Source organism: Microbacterium sp. MM2322, from assembly GCF_964186585.1.
Taxonomy (GTDB): Bacteria; Actinomycetota; Actinomycetes; order Actinomycetales; family Microbacteriaceae; genus Microbacterium.
The window spans coordinates 1,894,307-1,917,129 of sequence record NZ_OZ075067.1; the positions used below are offsets into that span (position 1 = coordinate 1,894,307).

Genomic DNA, 22,823 nt, shown 5'->3' on the forward strand with positions numbered 1-22,823 from the left:
CTACGGGCGACGAAGCGGGCCCTGCCGTTCATGACGAGCGCTCAGGCGCTCCCGCGCCGGACGAAGGTCGTCGGCAGCACGATCGACTCGCCCGGACCGCCGTCGACGACGTCCAGCAGCACCTCGACCATGCGCCGGGAGATCTCCGACCACGGCTGCCGCATCGTCGTCAGCGGTGGATCCGCCGTGGCCGCAAGCCCCGAATCGTCGAAGCCCGCGACGGCGACATCTTCGGGGACCCGTCTCCCGGCCTTTCGGAGAGCGGCGATCGCCCCCACCGCCATGACGTCGGATGCCGCGAACACGGCGTCGATGTCGGGGGCCCGCTCGAGAAGACGAGACATGGCGGCCTCGCCCGCTTCGCTCGAGTAGACGTCCTGTTCGACGAGCGCGGGGTCGAAGTGCTCGCCCATCTCGTCACGGAAACCGACCAGGCGGTACCGCCCGCCCGGGGTGTCGTCGGGGCCGGTGATCACGGCGATGCGTTCGTAGCCGCGACCGAGGAGATGGCGGGTCATCTCGCGCGCCGACGCCACCTCGTCGACGGACACGGTCGGAACGTGCGCGCGGTCGCCGAGGGGCACCCCGGAGCAGACCGTGGGGACGCCCGCCGAGGTGAGCGCGGCGAGGAGCGGATTGGACTCGTGCGACGAGATGAGCAGCACGCCGTCGACGTGGCCCGCACGGACGTAGCGCTCGATGTTCTCGTACTGCGACGGATGCTCGGCGATGAGGAGCACGAGGGTCATGTCGCGCGCGGCAAGAGCCTCGGTGGCCCCGCGGAGCAGGAGGGCGAACGTCGGGTCGGCGAACAGCAGATGCTGGGGTTCCGTCAGCAGGAACGCGACCGAATTGGCACGACCGGTGGCGAGTGAGCGCGCCGCATGGCTGACGGTGTACCCGGTGGCCTGGATCGCCTGCTCCACGGCGACCCGGGAGTCCTCCGAGACCCATCGACCGCCGTTGATGACCCGCGAAACGGTGCCGTGCGACACGCCCGCGACCTCCGCGACATCGCGGATGGTGGGGCGCCTGCGCTCGGAGGGGAGGACCACGCGCTGACTCTATACCTCCGGTGCAGTGGCTCAGGACCAGACCTGGGACCGGTCACAGTTCGATAACAGGCGCGACCCGCGGCGCCGCATCCTGCGTAGAGTCGACACCAACCTGTTACCGGTCCCAGCCGTCATCGCACGCGTCATGGGACCCCGCCCGATCAATGAGGATGGCACCGCAGCATGACGACCCCCGCCTGGCCGCGACTGGACGGCATCGCCTATGGCGGTGACTACAACCCCGAGCAGTGGCCCCGCGAGGTGTGGGACGAGGACGTGCGCCTCATGCGCGAGGCCGGCGTCACCATGGTGAGCATCGGCATCTTCTCGTGGGGCCTCCTCGAGATTCGCGAGGGCGAGTTCGACTTCGCCTGGCTCGACGACATCATCGCCCTCCTCCACGAGAACGGCGTGGCCGTCGACCTCGGCACCCCCACGGCCTCTCCCCCGGCGTGGTTCTTCGCGCAGTACCCCGATGCTCGCGCCGTCACGAAGGACGGCGTGCCGATGGGCTTCGGCGCGCGCGGCATGGTGTCGCACTCGGCGCCCGAGTATCGCGCCGCGATCGCCCGGATCGCCGGCGCCCTCGCCGAACGCTACGGCGACCACCCGGCCGTCGTCCTCTGGCACATCCACAACGAATACGGCGTTCCCGTCGGTGAGGACTTCTCCCCCCACTCCGTCCGCGCCTGGCGTCTCTGGCTGCAGGTGAAGTACGGCTCCGTCGCCGGCCTCAACGCCGCATGGGGCACGGCCTTCTGGGGTCAGCACTACGAGGAGTGGGACCACGTGGGCGCCCCTGCCGCAGCCCCCTCGACGATCAACCCCGCGCAGAAGCTCGACTGGGCCCGGTTCACCGACGAGATGCTGCGCGAGTGCTTCCGCATCGAGAAGGCCGCGATCCGTCAGCACGCGACGCAGCCCATCACGACGAACTTCATGGCCAACCAGCACCACGGTGTCGACCTCTGGGCCTGGGCCGACGAGGTCGACGTCGTGTCGGACGACCACTACCTGTGGGCAGCCGACGTGGAGGGTGAGATCGGTCTCGCGATCGCTGCCGACCTCAGCCGTTCCGTCGGCGGCGGCAAGCCCTGGATCCTGATGGAGCACTCGACGTCGGCCGTCAACTGGCAGCCGCGGAACGTCGCGAAGCGCCCGGGCGAGATGGCCCGGAACTCCCTGAGCCACTTCGGCCGGGGGGCCGACGGCATCCTCTTCTTCCAATGGCGGGCCGGACGCTCGGGCGCGGAGAAGTTCCACTCCGCGATGCTCCCCCACGCCGGCACCGAATCACGCGTGTTCCGCGAGGTCGTGGACCTCGGCGACAAGCTCGGCCGCCTGGCCGAGGTACAGGGGTCGCGCGTGGAGGCCGATGTCGCGGTCCTGTGGGACTTCGAGTCGTTCTGGGCGCAGGACCTCGAGTGGCGCCCTTCCGAGGACGTCAGCCACGACGAGCGCATCCGTGCGTTCTACGAGCGCCTCTGGCGCGACGACGTCACCGTCGACTTCGCGCTCCCCGGCCACGACCTCTCGCGCTACCGCCTGGTGCTCGTCCCGTCGCAGTACCTCCTGAGCGCTGCGGACGCCGCGAACCTGACCGCCTACGTCGCGCAGGGCGGGACGCTCGTCGTCTCGTTCTTCTCCGCGATCGTCGACGAGAACGACGCCGTCCACCCCGGTGGGTACGGTGCGCTGCTGCAGGACGCCCTCGGCGTCCGCGTCGAGGAGCACCTCCCGCTCCGACACGGCGACGTCGCCGGCATCGCGCTGGGCGACGAGCGGTTCCCCGCCGATGTCTGGCAGGAGGATCTCGTCGTCACCACCGCCGACGTCCGTGCGGTCTACACCGGTGGCCCCGCCGACGGCCTTCCCGCCGTGACCCGCAACGTGCACGGCGACGGTGTCGGCTGGTACATCAGCACACGACCGGATGCCGACGGCCTCCGCGCGATCATGCGCGAGGTGTACGCGGATGCGGGCATCGACCTCCCGGCGACGCCCGACGGAGTCGAGACGATCATCCGCCGCAGCCCTGACGCGGACTACCTCGTCGCCATAAACCACGGCACCGAACAGGTGTCGCTCGAAACCTCCGGAACCGACCTGCTGACGCAGGCCGACATCCGGGACACGCTGGTGTTGGCAGGAGGCGACGTAGCCGTCGTCCGCCTGGCGCACACAGCCCACCGAGGCGATCGATGACCGATCACTTCGCGACGGGACACCGTCGAACGCACTGAGAGAAAACCGTCGCAGCCACCCGGCCGCGGCGATCACACACCGGTCGTGACGGCGCGACCTCCCAGAGGCCCCGCCGGATCGACCACACCCGGAAGGAAGATCCATGCGCAAGATGGGTATCGGCATCGCCGCACTGGCGGCCGGCTCCCTGCTGCTGGCCGGTTGCGCCGGCGGCAGCGGCAACAACACCCCGGCTCCGGCGGAGTCTGAAGGTCCGATCGACGCGAGCGGCGTGACCCTCACCGTCTGGACCGACGCGAACCGCGAGCCCGCGATCGAAGCGGCGGCGAAAACGTTCGAAGACGAGACCGGCGCGAAGATCGAACTCGTCCAGAAGAACTTCGACGACATCCGCACCGACTTCACCAACCAGGTGCCCACCGGGGAGGGTCCTGACATCACGATCGGTGCGCACGACTGGCTGGGCGGCCTCGTGCAGGCCGGTGTCGTCTCGACGGTCGACCTCGGCGAGGCCGCATCGAACTTCGAGAAGGTCGCGACCGACGCATTCACCTACGACGGTCAGAGCTATGGTCTGCCGTACTCGCTCGAGAGCATCGCGCTCATCCAGAACACCGATCTCGTCGGGGAGGACGCGCCTGCCACGTTCGACGACATGATCGCCGCGGGTAAGAAGTCGGGCGCAGAGCGTCCGTTCGTCATCAACACCGCCGGACCGACCGGCGACGCGTACACGATGTACGGCCTGCAGACCTCCTTCGGTGCGCCGGTGTTCGTGCAGGACTCGTCGGGCTCCTACACGAAGGAGATCGGCATGGGCGGCGAGGCGGGCACCGCCTTCGCCACGTGGCTCGGAGAGCACGGCGAGAAGGGCTCGGGCGAGATCTCGACCACGATCGACTACGACACCAACAACGAGCTGTTCGCCTCGGGCAAGGCCGCGTACACGATCCAGGGCCCGTGGGCGGTCAAGGTGCTGACCGATCAGGGCGCGAAGATCAAGGTGAACCCGATCCCCTCCGCCGGCGGCGAGACGGCATCCCCGTTCGTCGGCGTGCAAGGCTTCTACATCAGCGCCGAGAGCAAGAACGCCCTCGTCGCCCAGGAGTTCCTGACGAAGTACCTCGCCACCTACGACGCGCAGAAGGCCCTCTACGAGGCCGACCCGCGCATCCCGGCCTGGACGGATCTCGCCGAGGAGGTCTCGTCCGACCCCGTGATCGCCGGCTTCGCCGCCTCTGCCAAGAACGGCGTGCCCATGCCGAGCATCCCTGAGATGGGATCGGTCTGGGACCTCTGGAACGCCGCTCAGGTGCAGGTCATCAAGGGCGCGGACCCCTCCGGGACGTGGACCAAGATGGTCGCCGACCTCGAGAAGACCATCGGCTGACCGACTTCCGGGGGTGAGGCGTCTCGCCTCGCCCCCGGAAACCATCTTCTCGAGAGGAAGACGACATGACGGCTCTGCAGAGCCCCACCCTGCCGGAAGAGGCACCCCCGCCCACCGAGTCCCATGCCCGCCGCTGGTCGGGTCTCGGGTGGGGATTCATCGTCAAGCTGGTCCTGATGGGCCTCGTCAACGCGGTGGGCCTGCTCGGCATCGTCGCCGCGTTCCAGGCGGAATCCTGGATCGTGTTCGGCGTCGCCGTCGCGCTGCTGCTGGCGGCGGACGTCGTCTACTTCACGAAACGCGCGCTCCCGCTGAAGTACCTGCTGCCGGGCCTGTCGTTCCTGCTCATCTTCCAGATCTTCATCTTCCTGTACACGGGCTACATAGCCTTCACGAACTACGGCGCCGGCCACATCGGCTCGCAGGAGCAGGCCGTCGCGGCATCCCTCGCCCAGGGCGAGCGTCGCGTCGAGGGCGCACCGACGCTCCCCCTCACCGTCGTCGAACGCGGCGGCGAGCTCGGCTTCGCGGTCGTCGAAGACGGCGAACTGCTCGCGGGATCCGCGGATGAGCCGCTGAGCGTCGTCGGCCCCGCCCCGGCATCCGGTGCAGCCACCGACGTCCCGGGCTGGACCGTCGTCCCCCGCAACCAGATCATCGGCGACCAGGCGACTCAGCAGGCGGTCGTCGACCTGCGCGTGCCCGTCTCGGACGACCCCAACGACGGCTCCATCCGCACCCGCGACGGGTCGAGCGGTGCGGTGTACCTCTCGACCATGACGTGGGATGCCGAGGCGCAGACCATCACCGACAGCGCGACCGGCCTCGTCTACACCGCCAGCCCCACCGGCAACTTCGTCGCGGACGACGGAACCGCTCTTCCCACCGGCTGGGTCGTCAACGTCGGCTTCGACAACTTCGTGAAGCTGTTCACCGACCCGACGATCCTCGAGACCTTGGGAGTCGTCACCGGGTGGACGTTCGTCTGGGCGGTCCTGTCGGTCCTCATCCCCTTCGCGATGGGATTGATCTTCGCCCTCATCTTCAACGACCCGCGGGTGCGGGGGCGGAAGGTGCTGCGGACGCTGTTCATCCTCCCGTACGCCTTCCCCGCGTTCATGTCGGCGCTGCTGTTCCGCGGCATGTTCAACGCGGAGTTCGGCGTCATCAACGAGTTCTTCTTCGGAGGGGCGAACATCGACTGGCTCGGCGACCCGTGGCTCGCCCGCGGCGCCGTCCTGTTCGTCAACGTGTGGCTGACGTACCCGTATTACTTCCTCGTCTGCACGGGCGCCCTCCAGGCGCTGCCGCAAGACGCGCTCGAGGCGGCTTCCATCGACGGCGCGGGCCGGTTCCGCCAGCTCCGCGCCATCATCCTGCCGCTCGTCCTGGTCTCGACGGCGCCGCTGTTGATCTCGTCGTTCGCGTTCAGTTTCAACAACTTCACGATCATCTACATGTTCAACAACGGTGGGCCGGCGATACCCGGGGCGCCCTACGCGCTCGGCTATTCGGACATCCTCATCTCGGCGATCTACGACATCTCCGGGGTATCGGGCGGTAAGGCCGATTACGGCCTCGCCAGTGCGCTGTCGATCCTCGTGTTCCTCGTCGTGGGCATCGTCTCCGCCCTCGCGTTCCGTCAGACCAAGAAGCTCGAGGAGTACCAGTGATGTCCGCTCCCTCCACCCCGGTCACGACCCGGACGATCACGACGGGCTCTGCGCGCGCCGACCGCACCTCCACGCGGCGGCCCGCTCAGCGCAAGCGCTGGCTGCTGGAGGTCGGCTGGAAGTACCTCGTGGCCGCCGGTCTCCTGTTCTACGCGATGTTCCCGCTCGTGTACGTCCTGTCGGCCTCGTTCAACCCGGGCGGCTCGCTGTCCGCGGCGAACGCGCTCTTCTCCGTCATCGACATCGGCAACTACACGGCGCTCGGTGAGACGAGCTATTGGGCCTGGTACGCCAACACGCTCATCGTGGGCGGCGCATCGGCCGCGGGCGCTGTCCTGATGGGCGCCGCCGCCGCATACGCGTTCTCGCGGTTCCGGTTCGCCGGGCGACGCATGAGCCTGACGGCGCTCCTGATCGTGCAGATGTTCCCGCAGGCGCTCGCGTTCGTCGCGATCTTCCTGATGCTGCTGGCCCTCGGCGAGGTGTCCCCCGTCCTGGGCCTGAACTCCAAGATCGCCCTCATCTGCGTCTATCTCGGCGGCGCGCTGGGAGTGAACACGTTCCTCATGTACGGGTTCTTCAACACGATCCCGATGGAGATCGACGAATCGGCGAAGATCGACGGCGCGACCCACGCGCAGATCTTCTGGCGCCTCATCATGCCCCTCGTCACCCCGATCCTCGCGGTCGTGGGGCTCCTGGCGTTCATCGCGGCGTTCGGCGACTACATCATCGCGAAGATCGTGCTCGTCTCGGAGGACAACTGGACCCTCGCCGTCGGGATGTTCCAGTGGGTCTCGAACCAGCTGGCCAGCAACTGGGGATTGTTCGCCGCCGGGGCGATCCTCGCGGCGGCGCCGGTGCTCGCGCTGTTCCTGTCGTTGCAGCGCTACATCGTCGGCGGCTTGACCGCCGGGTCCGTCAAGGGCTGAGCGGCTTCTTCGCCGCGACAGCCGCACGGTAGAGGTCTCGCGAGGGCAGTCCGGTCTCTCGCGAGACCTCACCGGCGGCATCCTTCAACCGCACGCCCGACGCCACGAGGGCCTGCACCTGGGCGACGGCATCCTCCTCGCTGACGGCTCGGACGCTCGCCCCCTCGACCACCACGACGATCTCGCCGCGGACGCCCGGTGCGGCCCAGGTCGCGAGCTCGCCGAGCGGGCCGCGGACGACCTCCTCGTGCAGCTTCGTGAGCTCGCGGCAGACGGCCGCGCGGCGGTCGGCACCGAACGCCTCCGCCATCGCGGCGAGAGTCTCCGCCAGGCGCGACGGAGCCTCGAAGAAGACCATCGTCCGCGCTTCCGAGGCCAGTGAGCCGAACACCGTCCGCCGGTCCCCCGCCTTTCGAGGGGCGAAACCCTCGAACGTGAACCGGTCGGTCGGCAGGCCGGCGAGCGCGAGCGCCGTGATGACCGCGCTCGGTCCGGGGAGCGCCGTCACGTCGACACCGCGCTCGACGGCCTCGGCGACCACCGCATAGCCCGGATCGCTGACCGTCGGCATCCCGGCGTCGCTGAGAAGGAGGACGTCTTCCTCGGCGGCGAGCGCGACGAGCTCGGCGGCCCGCTGCTTCTCGTTGTGGTCGTGGAGCGCGATCAGGCGCGGCCGGTTCGCGATTCCCAGCGCCTGCAGGAGGCGCTGCGTGGTCCGGGTGTCCTCGGCGGCGACGATCGTCGCCTGTTCGAGGGCGGTGCGGAGGCGACCCGTCGCGTCGCCCAGATTTCCGATCGGAGTCGCGGCGAGGATCAGCACCGCCCCAGCATAGGCTGGTCGCCGTGAGCTCGACCGTGGAACCGCTGCTGCCCGCGGTTGCGCCACGGCCCCGTCTCGACGCTCGCATCGATGCCTGGCGGAGCCGGATCGTCGCCGTCCCCGCGACGTCCTGGGTCGCCCCGCTCCTCGTGACGCTCCTCGCCGGCATCCTGCGGTTCTGGAACGTCGGCCATCCGCACGCGATCGTCTTCGACGAGACGTACTACGTGAAGGATGCCTGGAGCCAGTGGAACCTCGGCTACGCCGCCACGTGGCCCGATGAGGCGGACCAACGCTTCGCGGCGGGCGAGACCGACATCTACACGCGCGAGCCGAGCTTCGCCGTCCACCCGCCGCTCGGGAAGTACCTGATCGGCGCGGGCATGGCCCTGTTCGGACCGACGTCGTCCTTCGGATGGCGCTTCGCCGTTGCGCTCGCCGGTACGCTCACCGTCCTCGTCCTCTATCTCATCGCGTGGCAGCTGACCCGTTCCGTCGCCTTCAGCACCGTCGCGGGGGGGCTCCTCGCCATCGACGGGCTCGCGATCGTCATGAGCCGGGTGGCGATCCTCGACATCCTCCTCACCTTCTTCGTGCTGCTCTCGGTCTGGTTCGCCCTGCTCGATCGGCGGCGTCACCTCGACCGCCTCGCCCGAGCCATGCTGCGCCGGGATGCCGCGGGCCGTGTCCCGTGGTGGGGCGCGGTGCTGTGGTGGCGGCCGTGGCTGTTCGCCGCGGGCATCGCGGGCGGGGCGGCGTGCGGCGTCAAGTGGTCGGGTGCGTGGGTGCTCGCCGCTCTCGGGCTCTACGCCGTCGTCAGCGACGCCCTCGCCCGTCGCCGCCTCGGCGTCTTCTTCTGGCCGGCGGATGCCGTCCGCCAGGGCGCGGTGTCGTTCGTGCTGCTCGTGCCGGGCGCCGTCCTCGTCTACCTGTCCTCGTGGATCGGGTGGCTGACGACCGACGGCGGCTACGGACGGCACGCGGTGGACGGCACCCCCGCACAGGGATTCTGGTCGTGGGTGCCCCTGCCACTCCAGAACCTCTGGCACTACCACGAGTCGATCTACACCGCGACGGCGGAGATCACGTCATCCCACCCCTACGCGAGTCCCGCCTGGCAGTGGCCGCTGCTGCTCCGGCCCACCTCCATGTACGTCGGCAACACCGCGGACGGGACCGACGGCTGCGCGAGCGCGCGAGGCTGCATCGAGATCCTGTATTCGATGCCGAACCCGCTGCTCTGGTGGCTCGGCGTGATAGCCGTCCTGTGGCTGGCCGTTCACGGCGCCCGCACCCGCGACTGGCGAGCCGGGATCGTCCTCGTCGGCGTCGCAGCGACATATGTGCCGTGGCTCTTCTACCCGAGCCGAACGATCTTCCAGTTCTACACGGTCCTGACTCTGCCCTTCATGGTGCTCGCGTTGACGTTCGCGCTGCGGGCGCTCTGGGGTTCGGGGCGCGTCGAGACGCCGCGTCGGATCGCGGGACGGCGGGGCGTGCTCGGCATCCTGGCACTGATCGTGGCGCTGTCGGTGTTCTGGTACCCCCTGTGGGCGGCCATCAGCGTGCCGTGGGAGTTCTATTGGCTGCACAACTGGCTCCGCGGATGGGTCTGAGCACCGCCCGTCAGTAGGCTGAACACGTGTTCCGATACCCCACCCCGACGCTCGCCGCCGAGGCGGGGTATGCCATCGCCGGCGACCGGTTCGCCATCCTGCTCGGTCCCGGCGTCGCCGAGGGCGTCATCGCCCGCCTGTGGAACGCCGCGGCCGCCGAGACCGCCGTGCTCGAAGACGTCCTGAGCGTGCTCGTGGCCGGCGGCATCCACGACCTGCCCGACTTCGCCGTCGCCGAGTTCCCCGACGACGACACCCAGCCGGTGCGCGTCGCCGTCCGCGGCACCGCCGTGGTCGAGACCTCCGACCGCACGCGGGTGTCGGGCGCCGACGCGCGGACCTGGATCGAGACGGCGCTCGCGGGGGCCGTCGGCATCCGCCTCGTCCTTGAAACGGGAAGTCCCGGAGGCGACCTGCTCCCCCTCGGGCTCGGTGCCACGCGGGCCGACGAGCTCTCGTGGGGACGGCCCTTCCCGGCCGGCCGCGAGCCGGAGGCCGACGTCACCCCCGCCGCCGAGGGCGAGGCTCCGCCGGGAACGCTCGCCCCCGTGACCGTCGCCGTGCCGGTCGTCGCACCCTCCGTCGCCCCCGCGCCGGCGCCGTCGACCCTCCGCGGCGAGGAGATCGACGTCCTCGAGACCATCTCCGTCGACCGCAGCCTGTTCGCTCGTCCCTATGACGACGACGAGGAACTCGAGCTTCCCGACTTCCTGCGCGAGGACGACGTCCACGAGGTACCCGACGACCGCACCCTCTTCGGCTCGCGCCGCTCGAGCGCCGTCGCGGCCTACGGCCTCCGCCTCCCCGGCGGGCGGACCGTGCCGCTCGACCGGCCCGTCGTCCTCGGCCGCGGCCCCCGACCCGGAAAGCACCCCGGTGCGCGGATCGAGCAGGTGGCCTCGCCGCACAAGGAGATCTCGGGAACGCACCTCGAAGCCGTCCTCGACGGAGCGACGCTCGTCGTCCGAGACCTCGATTCGACCAACGGCACGATCGTCCGGCCTCCGACGGGCGCGGCGGCGCTCCTTCGCAGCGGCGCTGCCTCTCGTGTGCCGCTCGGGACCGAGCTCGACCTCGGCGACGGTGTGACGGCCGTCTTCGACACGCTCGATTCCCCGACGGCGGGATGACCGTCCGCGTGTCCAGCAGGCTCCCCTCCACGCCACCCGGACTCTCCGGGTTCACCTATGTCCGTCCCCTGGGTGCGGGCGGCTTCGCGGACGTGTTCCTCTTCGAGCAGAACCTCCCCCGACGCCCCGTCGCCGTGAAGGTCCTCCTCGAGGACGTCGTCGACGAGAACGTCCTCCGCATGTTCAACGCGGAAGCCGACGTCATGGCCCGGCTGAGCGCGCACCCGTCGATCCTCACGATCCACGAAGCATCCGTCTCCGCCGACGGACGGCCGTACCTCGTCATGGAGTACTGCCCGACCTCCTTCACCCACCGCTACCGCCGCGAGGAGATCCCCGTCGCGGAAGTGCTGCAACTCGGGGTGAAGATCGGTTCGGCCCTCGAGACCGCGCATCGAGCCGGGCTCCTGCACCGCGACATCAAGCCCTCCAACATCCTGGTCACCGCCTTCGGGTCGCCCGTCCTCTCGGACTTCGGCATCGCCACGGCCGTCGAGGCCCGCCCCGACACCGAGGAGGTGTTCGCGATGTCGGTGCCCTGGTCGGCGCCCGAGATCGTCGACGAGCGGGTGTCAGGATCGATCGCAGCGGAAGTCTGGAGCCTCGGCGCCACCGTCTACTCGCTCCTCGCCGGCCGCAGCCCGTTCGAGCGCCCCGGCCGCGGCCAGAACACGCGCGAACAGTTGAAGGCCCGCATCCGCAAAGCGGCGTACACCCCCATCGGTCGCGCCGACGTCCCGACCGAACTGGATGCCGTCCTCGCCCGCGCCCTGCACCGGGACCCGTCCGCGCGCCACCCCTCGGCCGCCGCGTTCGCCCACGACCTGCAGCTGATCCAGCACCGCATGGGCGTCCCCCACACTCCCCTCGAGGTCGCCGTGGACGAGTGGGCGGCAGCGGGAGCGGCCGTCGACTTCGCCGACGACCGGCCGCGCGGTCCCGTCCGCCCCGCGCTCGCGTACGCATCCGCACGCCCCGAGCGGCGCCGGCCGGCACCGCAGCGCCGTCCCGATGAGGGAACGATCCTGGCGGGGGCGGAGCAGGAGTCCCGGATGACGCGCGGCGCGATCATCGCGCTGACGGTCGGCGCGGGGGCGCTGGTGGCTCTCGCCGGAGCGGTGACGACGTTCTTCCTCCTCGGCGGGGCGGGCTGAATGGCGCGCGGCACCGGAGAGACGCCCCGGGTACGACGGTCGACGTGGATCGGCGCAGGCGCCGTGACCGCCGTCATCGCCGTCGTCGGGACGCTCGCGGTCGTCTGGCCCGGCTACGACGCGCAGCAGACACCCGTCGACGACCCGACGGTCTGGGCGCTGCAGACCGGCTCCGGGAGCGGCTACGCCCGCGTCAATCTCGACCTCGGCGAGGTCGACACGGTCAAGCAGGTCGTCAACGGCACGCAGGTCGCCCAGACCGCCGACCGGTTGTTCGTGTTCAGCGAGGGCGGGTCGGCGTTCTCCGACGTCGACCTCGCCCAGCCCGCCGACCTCACCGGTGAGGACGAGGATGCCTCGGCTCCGACGCCCGCGGGAACCGTCGAGATCGTTTCGGCCGGCGACGCCATCGTGTACCGCACCGAAGGGGGCGGGGTCTTCGGCGCGACCCTGTCGAGCGGAGGCGCGGCATCCCCCATCGACCCGTACGCCGAGATCGAACGCACCTCGGACGAGCAGGCGCCGCGGTTCTCGGCATCCGCCGTGGCCGTCGACGCGGACGGCATCGTGTACGCCTACTCCGCCGCCGAGAAGGTGATCGTCCGCGCCGACGCGGCCACGGGGCGCATCCTCGACCAGGAGGAGACACCCATCGCCCCCGTCGATGCGCAGCTCAGCGCGGTCGGAGGGCGGTGGGTCCTCTACGACGTCGCGACGGGCGATGTCGCGATCGCGGATCGCGACGACGTCGTGCCGACGACGCCGACGACCGGCGCCCTGCTGCAACGCGCCGCGACGGGCGGGGACGGCGTCATCATCGCCGATCCGAGCGGCATCACCCGGGTACCGCTGGACTCCGGCGGCGCCGAGCGGCCGCTCGATTCCGCCGGTCTCGGCACCCCCGCCGTCCCGATGCCGGCGGGGAGCACGGTCCACGCCGCGTGGCTCGGCGACGGCCTCGGCGGAGGGACTCTCTGGTCGAGCGCACGCCCCGGCGAACGGACGCCGCTCGACTACGCCGGCGCGGACATCGGTGACGCCGTCGATCCGGTCTTCGTCGGCAACGGCTCGCGCCTGGCCCTGAACGACCGCGGGTCCGGCTGGGTCTGGCGCGTCCCCGACGGCGCGCTCATCCCGTCGTCGCAGCAGTGGCGACCCGAGGACACGAGCGAGGCCGCGCCCGACACCGACGACACCGTCGAGCGGGTGCTCGAGCCCCAGCCTCCCGTCGCCGTCGACGACGAGTTCGGGGTGCGCGCCGGATCCGTCGCGCTCCTGCCCGTCCTCCTCAACGACCACGACCCCAATGAGGACGTCCTCAGCATCGACGTCGGCGGATTCGACGGGGTGGATGCCGCCTTCGGCACCGCGACCGTGACGGGAGCCGAGCAGCAGGTCGCACTCAACGTCGCACCGGACGCCACCGGCACGACGACATTCCGCTACCGCGTCACCGACGGCACATCCGCCGGTGGGCGCCTGTCGGAGTTCGCGACGGTCACGGTCCGGGTCGTGCCCGAGGAGGACAACGCGGCCCCGGTCTGGTGCGGAGTCCCCGGATGCCTCGCCACGTGGCCGGCCCTCTCGGTCGCTCCCGGCGGCACCGTATCGGCGGACCTCCTGCGCGGCTGGGTGGACCCCGACGGCGACCCCGTCTACCTCGCCGGCATCGAGGGCGCTCCCTCCGTGGGGACCGCGACGACCTCTCCCGAGGGCGAGTTCACCTACCAGCACCCCGACCCGAGCGCGACGGAGGCTGCCAGCATCCCCGTTCCCGTCATCGTCTCCGACGCCCGGGGCGCGACGACGACGCAGGCGGTGACGGTGCAGGTCACCCCCAGCCCCGAGCTCGCCGCCGAGTCGTTCGCCGTGACGGGCGTCGTCGGCGAACCCCTCGACGTGGACTTCACCCCGTACGTGACGGGCGCGGCGGGACCGCTCACCCTCGGGTCGCTCGTCGCGCTCGATGCGGACCGCGCGACCGTCACACCGAACCCCTCGACTCTTCGCATGAGCTTCGTTGCGAGCGAAGCGGGGTCCTACGTGGTGCAGTACTCCGTCCGCGACGGCGTGGGCGAGGCATCCGCCATCGTCCGTGTCACCGTCCGCGATCCGGAGGACACGGTCGTGACGACGCCGCCGTTGACCGCGTTCGTCCGCCCCGGCGAGGATGCGACGATCGACGTGGCATCGGCCGCCGCGAACCCCGCGGGGCTCGTGCTCCTGCTCGACGACATCCGTCCCGACAGCGACCCGACCGCGTCTCTCAGCGTCGACCTGGTCGGGCAGAGCCTGCTCCGTGTCAGCGGTACCACCGACGACGGCACCCCGGGACGCCTCGGCGTCGTGCGGTACCGGCTCACCGACGGCGGTCAGGATGCGGCGGGCGCAGAGGGCGAGGTGACCGTCATCCTCCTCCCCGCGGGCTCGGCGGAGCAGCCGATCGCGGTCGACGACGCCGTCACCGTTCGCGGCGGGACCCAGGTCGACATCCCCGTCCTCGACAACGACCGCACCCCGACCGGAGCGCTCATCGCGCTCGACCCGTCGTCGATCGTGAACGAGACGGGCGGCGGGCTCGCCTTCGCATCGGGACGTGTCCTCCGGTATCTGGCGCCGCGCGACGCGGGAACCTATGCCCTGACCTACACGATCTACCGGCTGGGCTTTCCCGAAGTGACCGACACCGCTCGGGTGACGATCACCGTCACGGGTGGCGACGACAACCGCGACCCGATCCCCCGCACCCTCGTCGGACGGGTCGTGGCGGGGCAGTCGGTGACCATCGGCTTCGATCGCTACGCGGTCGATCCCGACGGCGACGACGTCTCGCTCGACACCATCACGACGCAGCCCGCGCAAGGCTCGGCGACCATCTCGGCGGATGGGCAGTCGATCGTGTACTCGAGCCGCGAGGGCGTGTCGGGTCAGGTGCGCTTCGGCTATCAGGTGAAGGATGCCCGTGGCCGGACGGGCGTCGGCGAGGTCCGCATCGGCGTCATCGCCCGCCAGAGCGATCCGAGCCCGGTCACGTTCAGCGACTACGTCCAGGTGCAGGCCGGGACCGACAGCACGGTCGTCGTCCGCCCCACCGACAACGACGTCGACCCGTTCGGCAGCCCGCTCGAGCTCACCGATCTCGTTCCGAACGCCCCCGAAGCGAGCCCCGAGTTCGCGGCGCTGGCCGATCGCGTCACCGTCCAGGACGACAGGGTGACCATCGTGGCGGGGACCGCGCTCGGTACCTTCTCGTACTCGTACGAAGTCGCCAACGGGGACGGCGACACGGCTATCGGCCTGCTCGTCGTGAAGGTGGTCCGCGACCCCGTCCCCGACCATCCGGTCGTCGCCGACACCGTCCTGACGATCGAGGACCGCGACCGGTTCCCCGCCGGGGTGGACGTCCTCAGCGGGAACGTCGCGTGGGACGCGGGCGACCCCTCCGCACTCACCCTCCGCCTCTGGGGCGACCCGGGGGACCTCCGTGTCTCGGGGTGGAAGGTCTCGGGCGAGCTTCCGAAGAAGACCCGCCTCATCCCGTTCGAGGTGACCGGCACCGCCTACGACGGCACGGAGGTGACGACCTACGGCTTCCTCCGCGTGCCGGGGACGGACGAGATCCGGCTCACTCTCCGCGCCGGTATCGAGCCGCTCCGGGTCGCGGAGGGCGAGAGCGTCGACGCCGACCTCTCCGATCTGGTCGTCCTCCCCGACGACGCGACCCTCGTCGTGGATCGCAGCGGCACCAAGGCCGGCGGCGCGCGGAAGGATGCCTCGTGCCGGGTCGTGTCGGGAAGCACCATCCGCTACTCGGCGGGCCGAGGGGCGCCCTGGTCCGATTCGTGCATCGTCGCGGCACGGCTCGCCGGCCAGGAAGAACCCACCTTCCTGACGCTCGGCGTCGCGGTCGACGCCGAGACGCCGCAGCCGTCGTTGCGGAGCGCCTCGCTCGGAGTCCGTCCCGGCCAGACCCAGACCTACGACCTGACCCGCATGGTGCGCTGGGCGGGAGTCGCCGACGAAGAGTCCCTCCGATTCGACATCGCCTACACCGGCGACCAGTTCGAGGTCACCGCGAAGGGCTCCGTCGTGACCGTGTCGGCGAGGGATGAGGCGCGTCCCGGACGCGAGGAGCAGGTGAGCGTGTCGCTCCCGAGCCACCCCGACGCGAGCGCGACGAGCCTCGTGCTCACGGTGGGGCCGTCGCCCTCCGTCCTCCCCCGCGGCGGGTCGGCGGTGAAGACCTGCTCGCAGTCAGATGGTCAGTCCTCCTGCACCATCGGGGTCGTCGGAGCGGACGGCGAAGTCAACCCGCTCCCGGGTACGCCCCTGCGGGTCGTGCGGGCGGCGAGCGCGGGCAACTGCGCGGGAGTCCGATTCACGCCGGCCGGCGACCGCGCCGTCCGTGCCAGCTGGAGCTCGGACGCCGAAGGCGCGGCACGCTGCGCGGCGACGTTCGTGGTCGAGGATGCGCAGGGCCGGCAATCCAGCGGCGACCGCAACGGCTCGATCGTCCTCGACCTGCGCGGTCTGCCCGCGAACCCCACGCGTCTCGAGTGGACGTCGTACACCGAGAACTCCGTGAGCCTGCGGGTGACCTCGGATGCGGGTTCCTACCCGACGGTCCAGGGATACCGGATCACGTCGGGCGGGCGCGAGGTCGCGACCTGCCCTGCCTCGGGCGTCTGCGCGCCGATCTCCGCGCCCGTCGGCGAACAGCGCGTCTACGAGGCTCGCGCCGTCAACGACGTCGGCTCCTCGCGGGGCGTCGTCCGCACCCAGGCGTGGGCGTACCGGCCGCCGTCCCGCCCTGCCGCTGCGAGCTTCGTGCCCGTGCCGAACGGACGCGACGGCGGGCTGGCCACCATCACCGTGACGGGGCTCGACGACACGACCGGGAGTGTCCGCCTGTCGGGCGGTGTCGCGGGGAGCGAGACGCAGCCGGTGCGCGGCGGCTCCGCGACGTTCACGGGATACCGCGTGGGGTCGAACACCCCCCAGAACCTCACCGCCACACCGCTCACCGAGTTCGACCTGCCGCGGATCGCCGGCGGTTCCAGCGAGGGCAGGTCGCTCGACGTGCGTGCCCACGGCGTCGGCGCTCCCGGCATCGAGCTGACGCAGACGACGACGTCCGATTCGATGACGGTGACCGCGCGGGTGACCGCGGAAAGCGCCGACACGGCGGCGCTGTTCGGCTTCAGCGATGCGTCGGCGGATCGCTGCACGCCCGACTCGCGCGACGCGCAACGGACCTTCCCCGCGGAGGCGTTCCAGGAGAAGACGGTGTACGTCTGCGTGACGAGCACGTACGACGGGCAGGACGGGTTCGGGGTCACGACCGACCAGATCACCGCCCGTCCGACCGGCGCCGTCGCGGCTCCGCAAGAGCTCACCTACACGGTGTCCCCCACCCCGACTCCTCGCCCGGGAGGCGGATTCGTCTACAGCGCGAGCGATCACAGCGACCCGGGCCGGCCTCCGTTCGAGGGTGCGCGTCTGCAGTACCTCCTGAACGGCGACGTCGTCCGCTCCTTCACCCCCCGCGCCAACGAGGCGCAAGACCGGTGGAGCGCGAGATGGTGCGACACCTTCCTCGGCCTCCCCGGCGAGTGCTCCGACCCCACCCCGATCGTCCCTGCCCGAGGGAGCGCCGCCTGGCCCGTGGCCGTGGCGACGGACGATCTGCCCGCATGCCGGTCCGACGAGGCGGCGCCGGACTGGTTCCCCCGCGGAATCGGCACCGATGTGGCATCCGTCGACACGAACGTCACCGAGGGATCCCTCGGACCGGAGCGCGTCGACTACACCATCCGGTGGATGGGCGAACTGCGCGAACTCGACCCGCTCACCGTCGGGGTCGATTGTCGACAGGTCGAGCCGACCCCCACGCCGACGCCGACCCCCACGCCCACCCCGACGGAAACCACCCCGCCGGCACCCTGAGTGTCGCCGCCCGAGCACCCGTCCCCCGAGAGGAACACGATGACGATCACCCAGGAGCAGAGCGCCTGGTTCGCCGAGACCTTCACCACGCTCGTCGACAATGTGGAGCAGGTCGTGCTCGGTAAACGCCACGTGATCGAGCTGGCCTTCACGACGATGGTGTCCGAGGGGCACCTCTTGCTCGAGGACTACCCGGGAACAGGGAAGACCTCGCTGGCCCGCGCGATGGGGCGCTCGGTTCAGGGGACGAGCTCCCGCATCCAGTTCACCCCCGATCTGCTTCCCGGCGATGTCACCGGTATCACCGTGTACGACCAGCGCCGCGGGGAGTTCGAGTTCCACCAGGGTCCGATCTTCGCGAACGTCGTCCTCGCGGACGAGATCAATCGCGCCTCGCCGAAGACGCAGTCCGCCCTCCTCGAGGTCATGGAGGAAGGGCACGTCACGGTCGACGGCATCACGCGGGATGTCGGGGTTCCGTTCCTCGTCGTCGCGACCCAGAACCCGGTCGAGCAGGCCGGCACCTATCGGCTTCCCGAAGCCCAGCTCGACCGCTTCCTCCTGAAGACATCGCTCGGCTACCCCGACCACGCCGCCACCATCCGGATCCTCGAGGGATCGGGCGAGGCGCCGCGCGAAGTCACCCCGGTCATCACGCCGCAGGGCGTGGTGAGCATGGCCGACATCGCGCGCGGCGGCTACCTGCATCCGCTGGTCCTCGACTACATCGCGCGCCTCGTCGACGCCACGCGTCGCGCTCGCGAAGTACGCCTGGGAGTCAGCGTGCGAGGGGCGCTCGCCCTGACGAAGGCGGCGCGCACCTGGGCCCTCGCGCACGGGCGCACCTACGTCACACCCGACGACGTCAAGGCACTCGCCGTCCCCGTGCTCGCGCACCGCCTGATCCTCGACCCCGAGGCCGAGTTCGACGGCGTGACCGCCGAGGCGGTCATCGGGCAGGTCCTCCTCGACGTCGTCCCACCCTCGCAGCAGGAGCGCATGAGCGAACGCGGTCAGCGAGAGAACGTGTGAGCTCGTCCACCGAGTCCCGCCTCACCCGTACGTCGGCAGCGACGGGGTACACCCGCACGAGCATCGGCTCGGCGCGCTCCACGACGGTCCTCGCCGTCCGCGGCGTGCAGGGATGGCGGCGTCTTCGGCGAGCCGGCGCCCGGGCGGTGCGCGGCGTCGCCGACACCGTCTCGCCGGCCGGATGGATCGTCGTCGGCATCCTGGTCGTCGGTCTCGCGTGCGGACTCGGATTCGGCTGGCTGGAGTTCGCGGTCGCCGGGGGTGCGGCCCTCCTCCTGCTCGCCCTGTCGGTCCCGTTCCTGTTCGGTGCCCGCGCCTACCAGGTCGCCCTCCGGCTCGACCACGACCGCGTCGTGGCCGGAACGCCGGTCGAAGGCGCGCTCGTCGTCACGAACGTCGGTCGCCGCACAGCGCTCCCCGGCCGGGTCGACCTGCCCGTCGGCGACGGGCTCGTCGACGTGAACGTTCCCCTCCTTCGCCCCGGCCACGAGATGTCCGAGACGGTGGTGATCCCGACGCTCCGGCGCGGCATCATCACGGTGGGCCCCGCCCGCACCGTCCGCGGGGACCCCCTCGGCATCCTGACCCGCGAAGCGACGTGGCAGGAGACCCACACCCTGTACGTGCACCCGGTGACGACAGCGCTCCGGAGCACCGCGACGGGTCTCATCCGCGACCTCGAGGGCAGCCCGTCCCGGACGATCGTCGACGCGGACTTCTCCTTCCACGCCCTCCGCCCCTACGTTCCGGGCGACTCGATGCGACAGGTCCACTGGAAGTCGACGGCGAAGACCGGCGCGATGATGGTCCGCCAGTACGAAGAGACGCGTCGGTCGCGCATGATCCTCGCTCTCGGACTCGGCGGCGGTGAGTACGCCGACGACGACGAGTTCGAGCTCGCCGTCAGCGCCACCGCATCCATCGGCGTCCGCGGCATCCGCGACGGGCGGGACGTCGACGTCGTCGCCGGAGCCGAGATCCCCGAGTTCGAGCGCGGGCGGATGCGGACGCTCCGCACCCTGGCGACGGTCTCCGCCCGGACGCTCCTCGACGACCTGGCCGGCATCCAGCGGGGCGAGAACCCGAGCCCGCTGCGCGACGTGGCGACGCTCGCCTCGGGACGTCACGCGGATGCCTCGATCGCCTTTCTCGTCTGCGGGTCGACGCTGACCCCCGCTCAGCTGCAGAGCGCGGCTCTCGCCTTCGGCAGCGAGGTCGCCGTCGTCGCCCTCGTCTGCGCGCCGACGGCGACCCTCGGCATCCGTCGGCTGGGGAGCATGACCGTCGTCTCGATCGGTCTGCTGGAGGACCTCCGCCAGCTTCTCGCCAGAGGGGGCCAGTCGTGACGCTTCCCGCTCCTCGCCGCCGCGACCTGCGCGGCCGCCGCGCCGCGCCATCGCGTGCCGGCTTCTTCCTCGGTCAGGCGATCGTCGTCGATCTGATCCTCGCCGTCGGAGCCGTCGCTGCGTGGCCGATCTACCGGAGCGCGGCGTTCGTCGTCGCCGTGTCGGCCGGCATCGCCGCGGGCCACGTCGTCGCGGCCGTGGGTACCCGGTGGCGATGGTCGGGATGGTGGGTCGCGCTCACCGCGCTCGGCGCGTACGTGGCCCTCGGGGTCCCCGTCGCCGCGACCGGGTCGGTGACGTCCGCCGACGCCGCCCTTCGCGCCCTCGTCGACGTCGCGACGGCACCGGTCACCGGGTGGAAGGACCTGCTGACCCTCGAGCTCCCCCTCGGCAGCTACCAGGCGACCCTGGCCCCCACGCTCCTCCTCTTCGTCGCGTGCACCGTCGCCGCGCTGTCGATCGCGTGGCGCAGCACGAGATGGTGGATGCCGGCGGTCCCCGTCGCGCTCCTTCCCACCGTGTTCGGGGTCGTCTTCGGCGCACGCTCACTCGCCGCACCCCTCGCGCTCGGGCCCGTGACCATTCGGCCCGAGACCCTCGTCGGGGTGGCGGCGGTCGCCGGGGCTCTCATCGCGGTCGTCTGGCGGAGCGCGCACGATCGCCGCCGCGCGCTCGCGACGGCCGCCGCGGCGACGGGTCTGCTCCGGAGCGCCGGCGGGAGGCGTCGGGGCGCGATCGCCCGCGCGGCCACCGCGGCGGGGATGGTCGTCGTCGCGACCGCCGCGGCCGCGGTGTGGGGGCCGTGGGCCCTCGCCGACCAGCCGCGCGAGGTGGCCCGGAGCGTCGTCGCGCCCGTGCTCGAACTCGAACGCGCGCCCAGCCCGCTCGCGGCCTACCGCGCCTGGTTCACCGACGAACGCTACGACGAGACGCTCTTCACCGTCACCGCTCCCCCCGGCATCGAACGCGTCCGGCTGGCGACCCTCCCGTTCTACGACGGGCGGACGGTGCGCGCGATCGATCCGGATGCCGGCCCCGCCGACCCGGCCACGGCCTTCACGCGCGTGCCCTCGAGCCTGGGGGACGGCACCGGGTCGATCGTCTCGGTTCGCATGGGCTCGGGCGCGGGGATCTGGGTCCCGACGGTCGGCGAGCTGCGCGCCATCTCCTTCGCGGGTCCCCGTGCGGCGGACCTCTCCGACGGGTTCTTCCACAACGCCGCGACGGGGGCCGCGATCGAGCTCGCCGATCCCGGGCTCGCCGAGGGCGACGCCTACGAGCTCAGCGTCGTGCCGACCGGGGCTGCCGAGCCGGTGGCATCCCTCACCCCCGCCCGGAGCGGTCCATCCTTGCCCGCCAGTGTCGTCCCCGCGTCGCTCACCGAATGGATCGAGACCCAGGACGCCGGAGCCGGGGGTGCGGCCCTCGAGACCCTGGTCGACCGGCTGCGCTCCCGCGGCTACCTGAGTCACGCGCTGCAACTGGCGGCGGGCGACACCCCTCCCTGGCTGCAGGGACTCGGCGACGGCGGCTTCCAGCCCTCCCGCGCGGGTCACTCCGCCGACCGGATCGGCACCCTCTTCGCCCAGCTGATCACCCGGCAGGCGGACACCCCCGGCGGATCCGACGCCGATCTCGTCGCGGCCGTCGGCGATGACGAGCAGTTCGCCGTCGCGGCGATGCTCGTCGCCGACCAGCTCGGGTTCGACGCCCGCGTCGTCGTCGGCACCCGCCTCGCCTCTGCCGAGGACCTCTCCGTCTGCGAAGAGGGCGTCTGCCGCGGCGGCGACCTCGCCGCGTGGATCGAGGTGCGGGATGCCGCGGGCCGATGGGTCCCGATCGACGTGACCCCGCAGCACGACAGCTTCCCGTCACCCGACCTCGAACAGCGCCGGGATCCGGAGAACCCGACCGACGTCCGCCGCGAGGAGGCGGAGCCGGTGCTCCCGGCCGACGCGTCTCCGGCCGACGGCGAGCGTCCGGAGTCGGGTGCCGTCGACGAGGAGACCGACCTGTCCGCCGTCTGGGCCGCGGTCCGCCTAGGCGGCGTCTCGCTGCTCGCCGTGATCGTCCTGGTCGGGCCGCTCGTCACGATCCTCGCCGTGAAGGCCCTGCGCCGTCGCGGACGCCGTCGGCGCGGCGACGTCGTCGATCGGTTCACCGGCGGGTGGGAGGAGTACGTCGACACGGCGATCGACCACGGATACGCCGCTCCCGCGCACCTCACGCGACAGGAGCTCGCTCAGGTGTTCGCCGCCGGCGAGGGCTCCGCCGCGGCGTCAGGGACGCGGTTGGCGACGTGGGCCGACCGGTCGGTCTTCGACGCGTCCCCTCCCCGCGCGGCCGAGATCGACGAGTTCTGGCGGATCGTCGCCGACGAGCGTTCCCGGTTCGCCGCCGAGAAGGGGTTCTGGGCGCGAGTGCGCGCACGGCTGTCGCTCCGCTCGTTGCTGCCGCGCCTACGGGCTTCGCGCAGATAGGGTGTGCGATGCGGGATCGAAGGAATCGATGACAGAGGACGTGG

At 71.2% G+C, this 22,823-nt stretch carries 13 protein-coding genes; 11 read left to right on the forward strand and 2 right to left on the reverse strand.

Features of this window, described 5'->3' with window-relative positions; all coding sequences use genetic code 11:
- Positions 1-41 precede the first annotated feature (41 nt).
- Positions 42-1,055 (reverse strand): LacI family DNA-binding transcriptional regulator, encoded by a 1,014-nt coding sequence (locus ABQ271_RS09310; protein ID WP_349308492.1) that lies wholly within the window; start codon positions 1,053-1,055, stop codon positions 42-44.
- 183 nt (positions 1,056-1,238) lie between these two features.
- On the opposite strand from ABQ271_RS09310, the gene ABQ271_RS09315 reads away from it, so the two are divergent.
- The 4 genes from ABQ271_RS09315 to ABQ271_RS09330 all read left to right on the forward strand — a co-directional run bounded on the left by ABQ271_RS09315 (position 1,239) and on the right by ABQ271_RS09330 (position 7,255).
- On the forward strand, positions 1,239-3,260 hold the full coding sequence (locus ABQ271_RS09315) for a beta-galactosidase (protein ID WP_349308493.1): 2,022 nt from the start codon (positions 1,239-1,241) through the stop codon (positions 3,258-3,260).
- A 142-nt stretch (positions 3,261-3,402) separates the two neighbouring features.
- On the forward strand, positions 3,403-4,650 hold the full coding sequence (locus ABQ271_RS09320) for a maltose ABC transporter substrate-binding protein (protein ID WP_349308494.1): 1,248 nt from the start codon (positions 3,403-3,405) through the stop codon (positions 4,648-4,650).
- A gap of 65 nt (positions 4,651-4,715) precedes the next feature.
- On the forward strand, positions 4,716-6,323 hold the full coding sequence (locus ABQ271_RS09325) for an ABC transporter permease subunit (protein ID WP_349308495.1): 1,608 nt from the start codon (positions 4,716-4,718) through the stop codon (positions 6,321-6,323).
- Positions 6,323-7,255: a sugar ABC transporter permease gene (locus ABQ271_RS09330; protein ID WP_349308496.1), complete on the forward strand. Its 933-nt coding sequence runs from the start codon at positions 6,323-6,325 to the stop codon at positions 7,253-7,255. The genes ABQ271_RS09325 and ABQ271_RS09330 overlap by 1 nt, the downstream gene beginning before the upstream one ends.
- Here ABQ271_RS09330 and rsmI read toward each other — a convergent pair.
- The gene (rsmI, locus tag ABQ271_RS09335; protein ID WP_349308497.1) at positions 7,245-8,075 is read right to left on the reverse strand and encodes a 16S rRNA (cytidine(1402)-2'-O)-methyltransferase; all 831 of its coding nucleotides are present in this window, start codon (positions 8,073-8,075) and stop codon (positions 7,245-7,247) included. The two genes, ABQ271_RS09330 and rsmI, sit on opposite strands and share 11 nt — an antisense overlap.
- Before the next feature lie 23 nt (positions 8,076-8,098).
- Here rsmI and ABQ271_RS09340 point away from each other — a divergent pair, with 23 nt between their 5' ends.
- Genes ABQ271_RS09340 through ABQ271_RS09370 form a run of 7 tightly spaced genes read left to right on the forward strand, consistent with a single transcriptional unit; the run spans position 8,099 to position 22,779 of the window.
- Positions 8,099-9,691 (forward strand): phospholipid carrier-dependent glycosyltransferase, encoded by a 1,593-nt coding sequence (locus ABQ271_RS09340; protein ID WP_349308498.1) that lies wholly within the window; start codon positions 8,099-8,101, stop codon positions 9,689-9,691.
- 26 nt (positions 9,692-9,717) lie between these two features.
- The gene (locus ABQ271_RS09345) at positions 9,718-10,821 is read left to right on the forward strand and encodes an FHA domain-containing protein (RefSeq protein WP_349308499.1); all 1,104 of its coding nucleotides are present in this window, start codon (positions 9,718-9,720) and stop codon (positions 10,819-10,821) included.
- On the forward strand, positions 10,818-11,975 hold the full coding sequence (locus ABQ271_RS09350; protein WP_349308500.1) for a serine/threonine-protein kinase: 1,158 nt from the start codon (positions 10,818-10,820) through the stop codon (positions 11,973-11,975). The genes ABQ271_RS09345 and ABQ271_RS09350 overlap by 4 nt, the downstream gene beginning before the upstream one ends.
- Entirely contained in the window at positions 11,976-17,921 is a 5,946-nt protein-coding gene (locus ABQ271_RS09355; protein ID WP_349308501.1) for an Ig-like domain-containing protein, read from the forward strand.
- A gap of 39 nt (positions 17,922-17,960) precedes the next feature.
- Entirely contained in the window at positions 17,961-18,953 is a 993-nt protein-coding gene (locus ABQ271_RS09360; protein WP_349308502.1) for a MoxR family ATPase, read from the forward strand.
- Positions 18,950-20,299 carry a DUF58 domain-containing protein gene (locus ABQ271_RS09365; protein ID WP_349308503.1) on the forward strand — a complete coding sequence of 450 codons (1,350 nt, stop codon included), beginning with the start codon at positions 18,950-18,952 and terminating at the stop codon, positions 20,297-20,299. The genes ABQ271_RS09360 and ABQ271_RS09365 overlap by 4 nt, the downstream gene beginning before the upstream one ends.
- Positions 20,296-22,779 carry a transglutaminase domain-containing protein gene (locus ABQ271_RS09370; RefSeq protein WP_349308504.1) on the forward strand — a complete coding sequence of 828 codons (2,484 nt, stop codon included), beginning with the start codon at positions 20,296-20,298 and terminating at the stop codon, positions 22,777-22,779. The genes ABQ271_RS09365 and ABQ271_RS09370 overlap by 4 nt, the downstream gene beginning before the upstream one ends.
- Positions 22,780-22,823: the final 44 nt, after the last annotated feature.

What these genes read in the sequence shown, in the direction of transcription:
- ABQ271_RS09325 (WP_349308495.1), top strand. Translation starts at nt 4,716, where the DNA reads ATGACGGCTCTGCAGAGCCCCACCCTGCCGGAAGAGGCACCCCCGCCC.
- ABQ271_RS09360 (WP_349308502.1), top strand. Translation starts at nt 17,961, where the DNA reads ATGACGATCACCCAGGAGCAGAGCGCCTGGTTCGCCGAGACCTTCACC.
- ABQ271_RS09355 (WP_349308501.1), top strand. Translation starts at nt 11,976, where the DNA reads ATGGCGCGCGGCACCGGAGAGACGCCCCGGGTACGACGGTCGACGTGG.
- ABQ271_RS09350 (WP_349308500.1), top strand. Translation starts at nt 10,818, where the DNA reads ATGACCGTCCGCGTGTCCAGCAGGCTCCCCTCCACGCCACCCGGACTC.
- ABQ271_RS09330 (WP_349308496.1), top strand. Translation starts at nt 6,323, where the DNA reads ATGTCCGCTCCCTCCACCCCGGTCACGACCCGGACGATCACGACGGGC.
- ABQ271_RS09315 (WP_349308493.1), top strand. Translation starts at nt 1,239, where the DNA reads ATGACGACCCCCGCCTGGCCGCGACTGGACGGCATCGCCTATGGCGGT.
- ABQ271_RS09320 (WP_349308494.1), top strand. Translation starts at nt 3,403, where the DNA reads ATGCGCAAGATGGGTATCGGCATCGCCGCACTGGCGGCCGGCTCCCTG.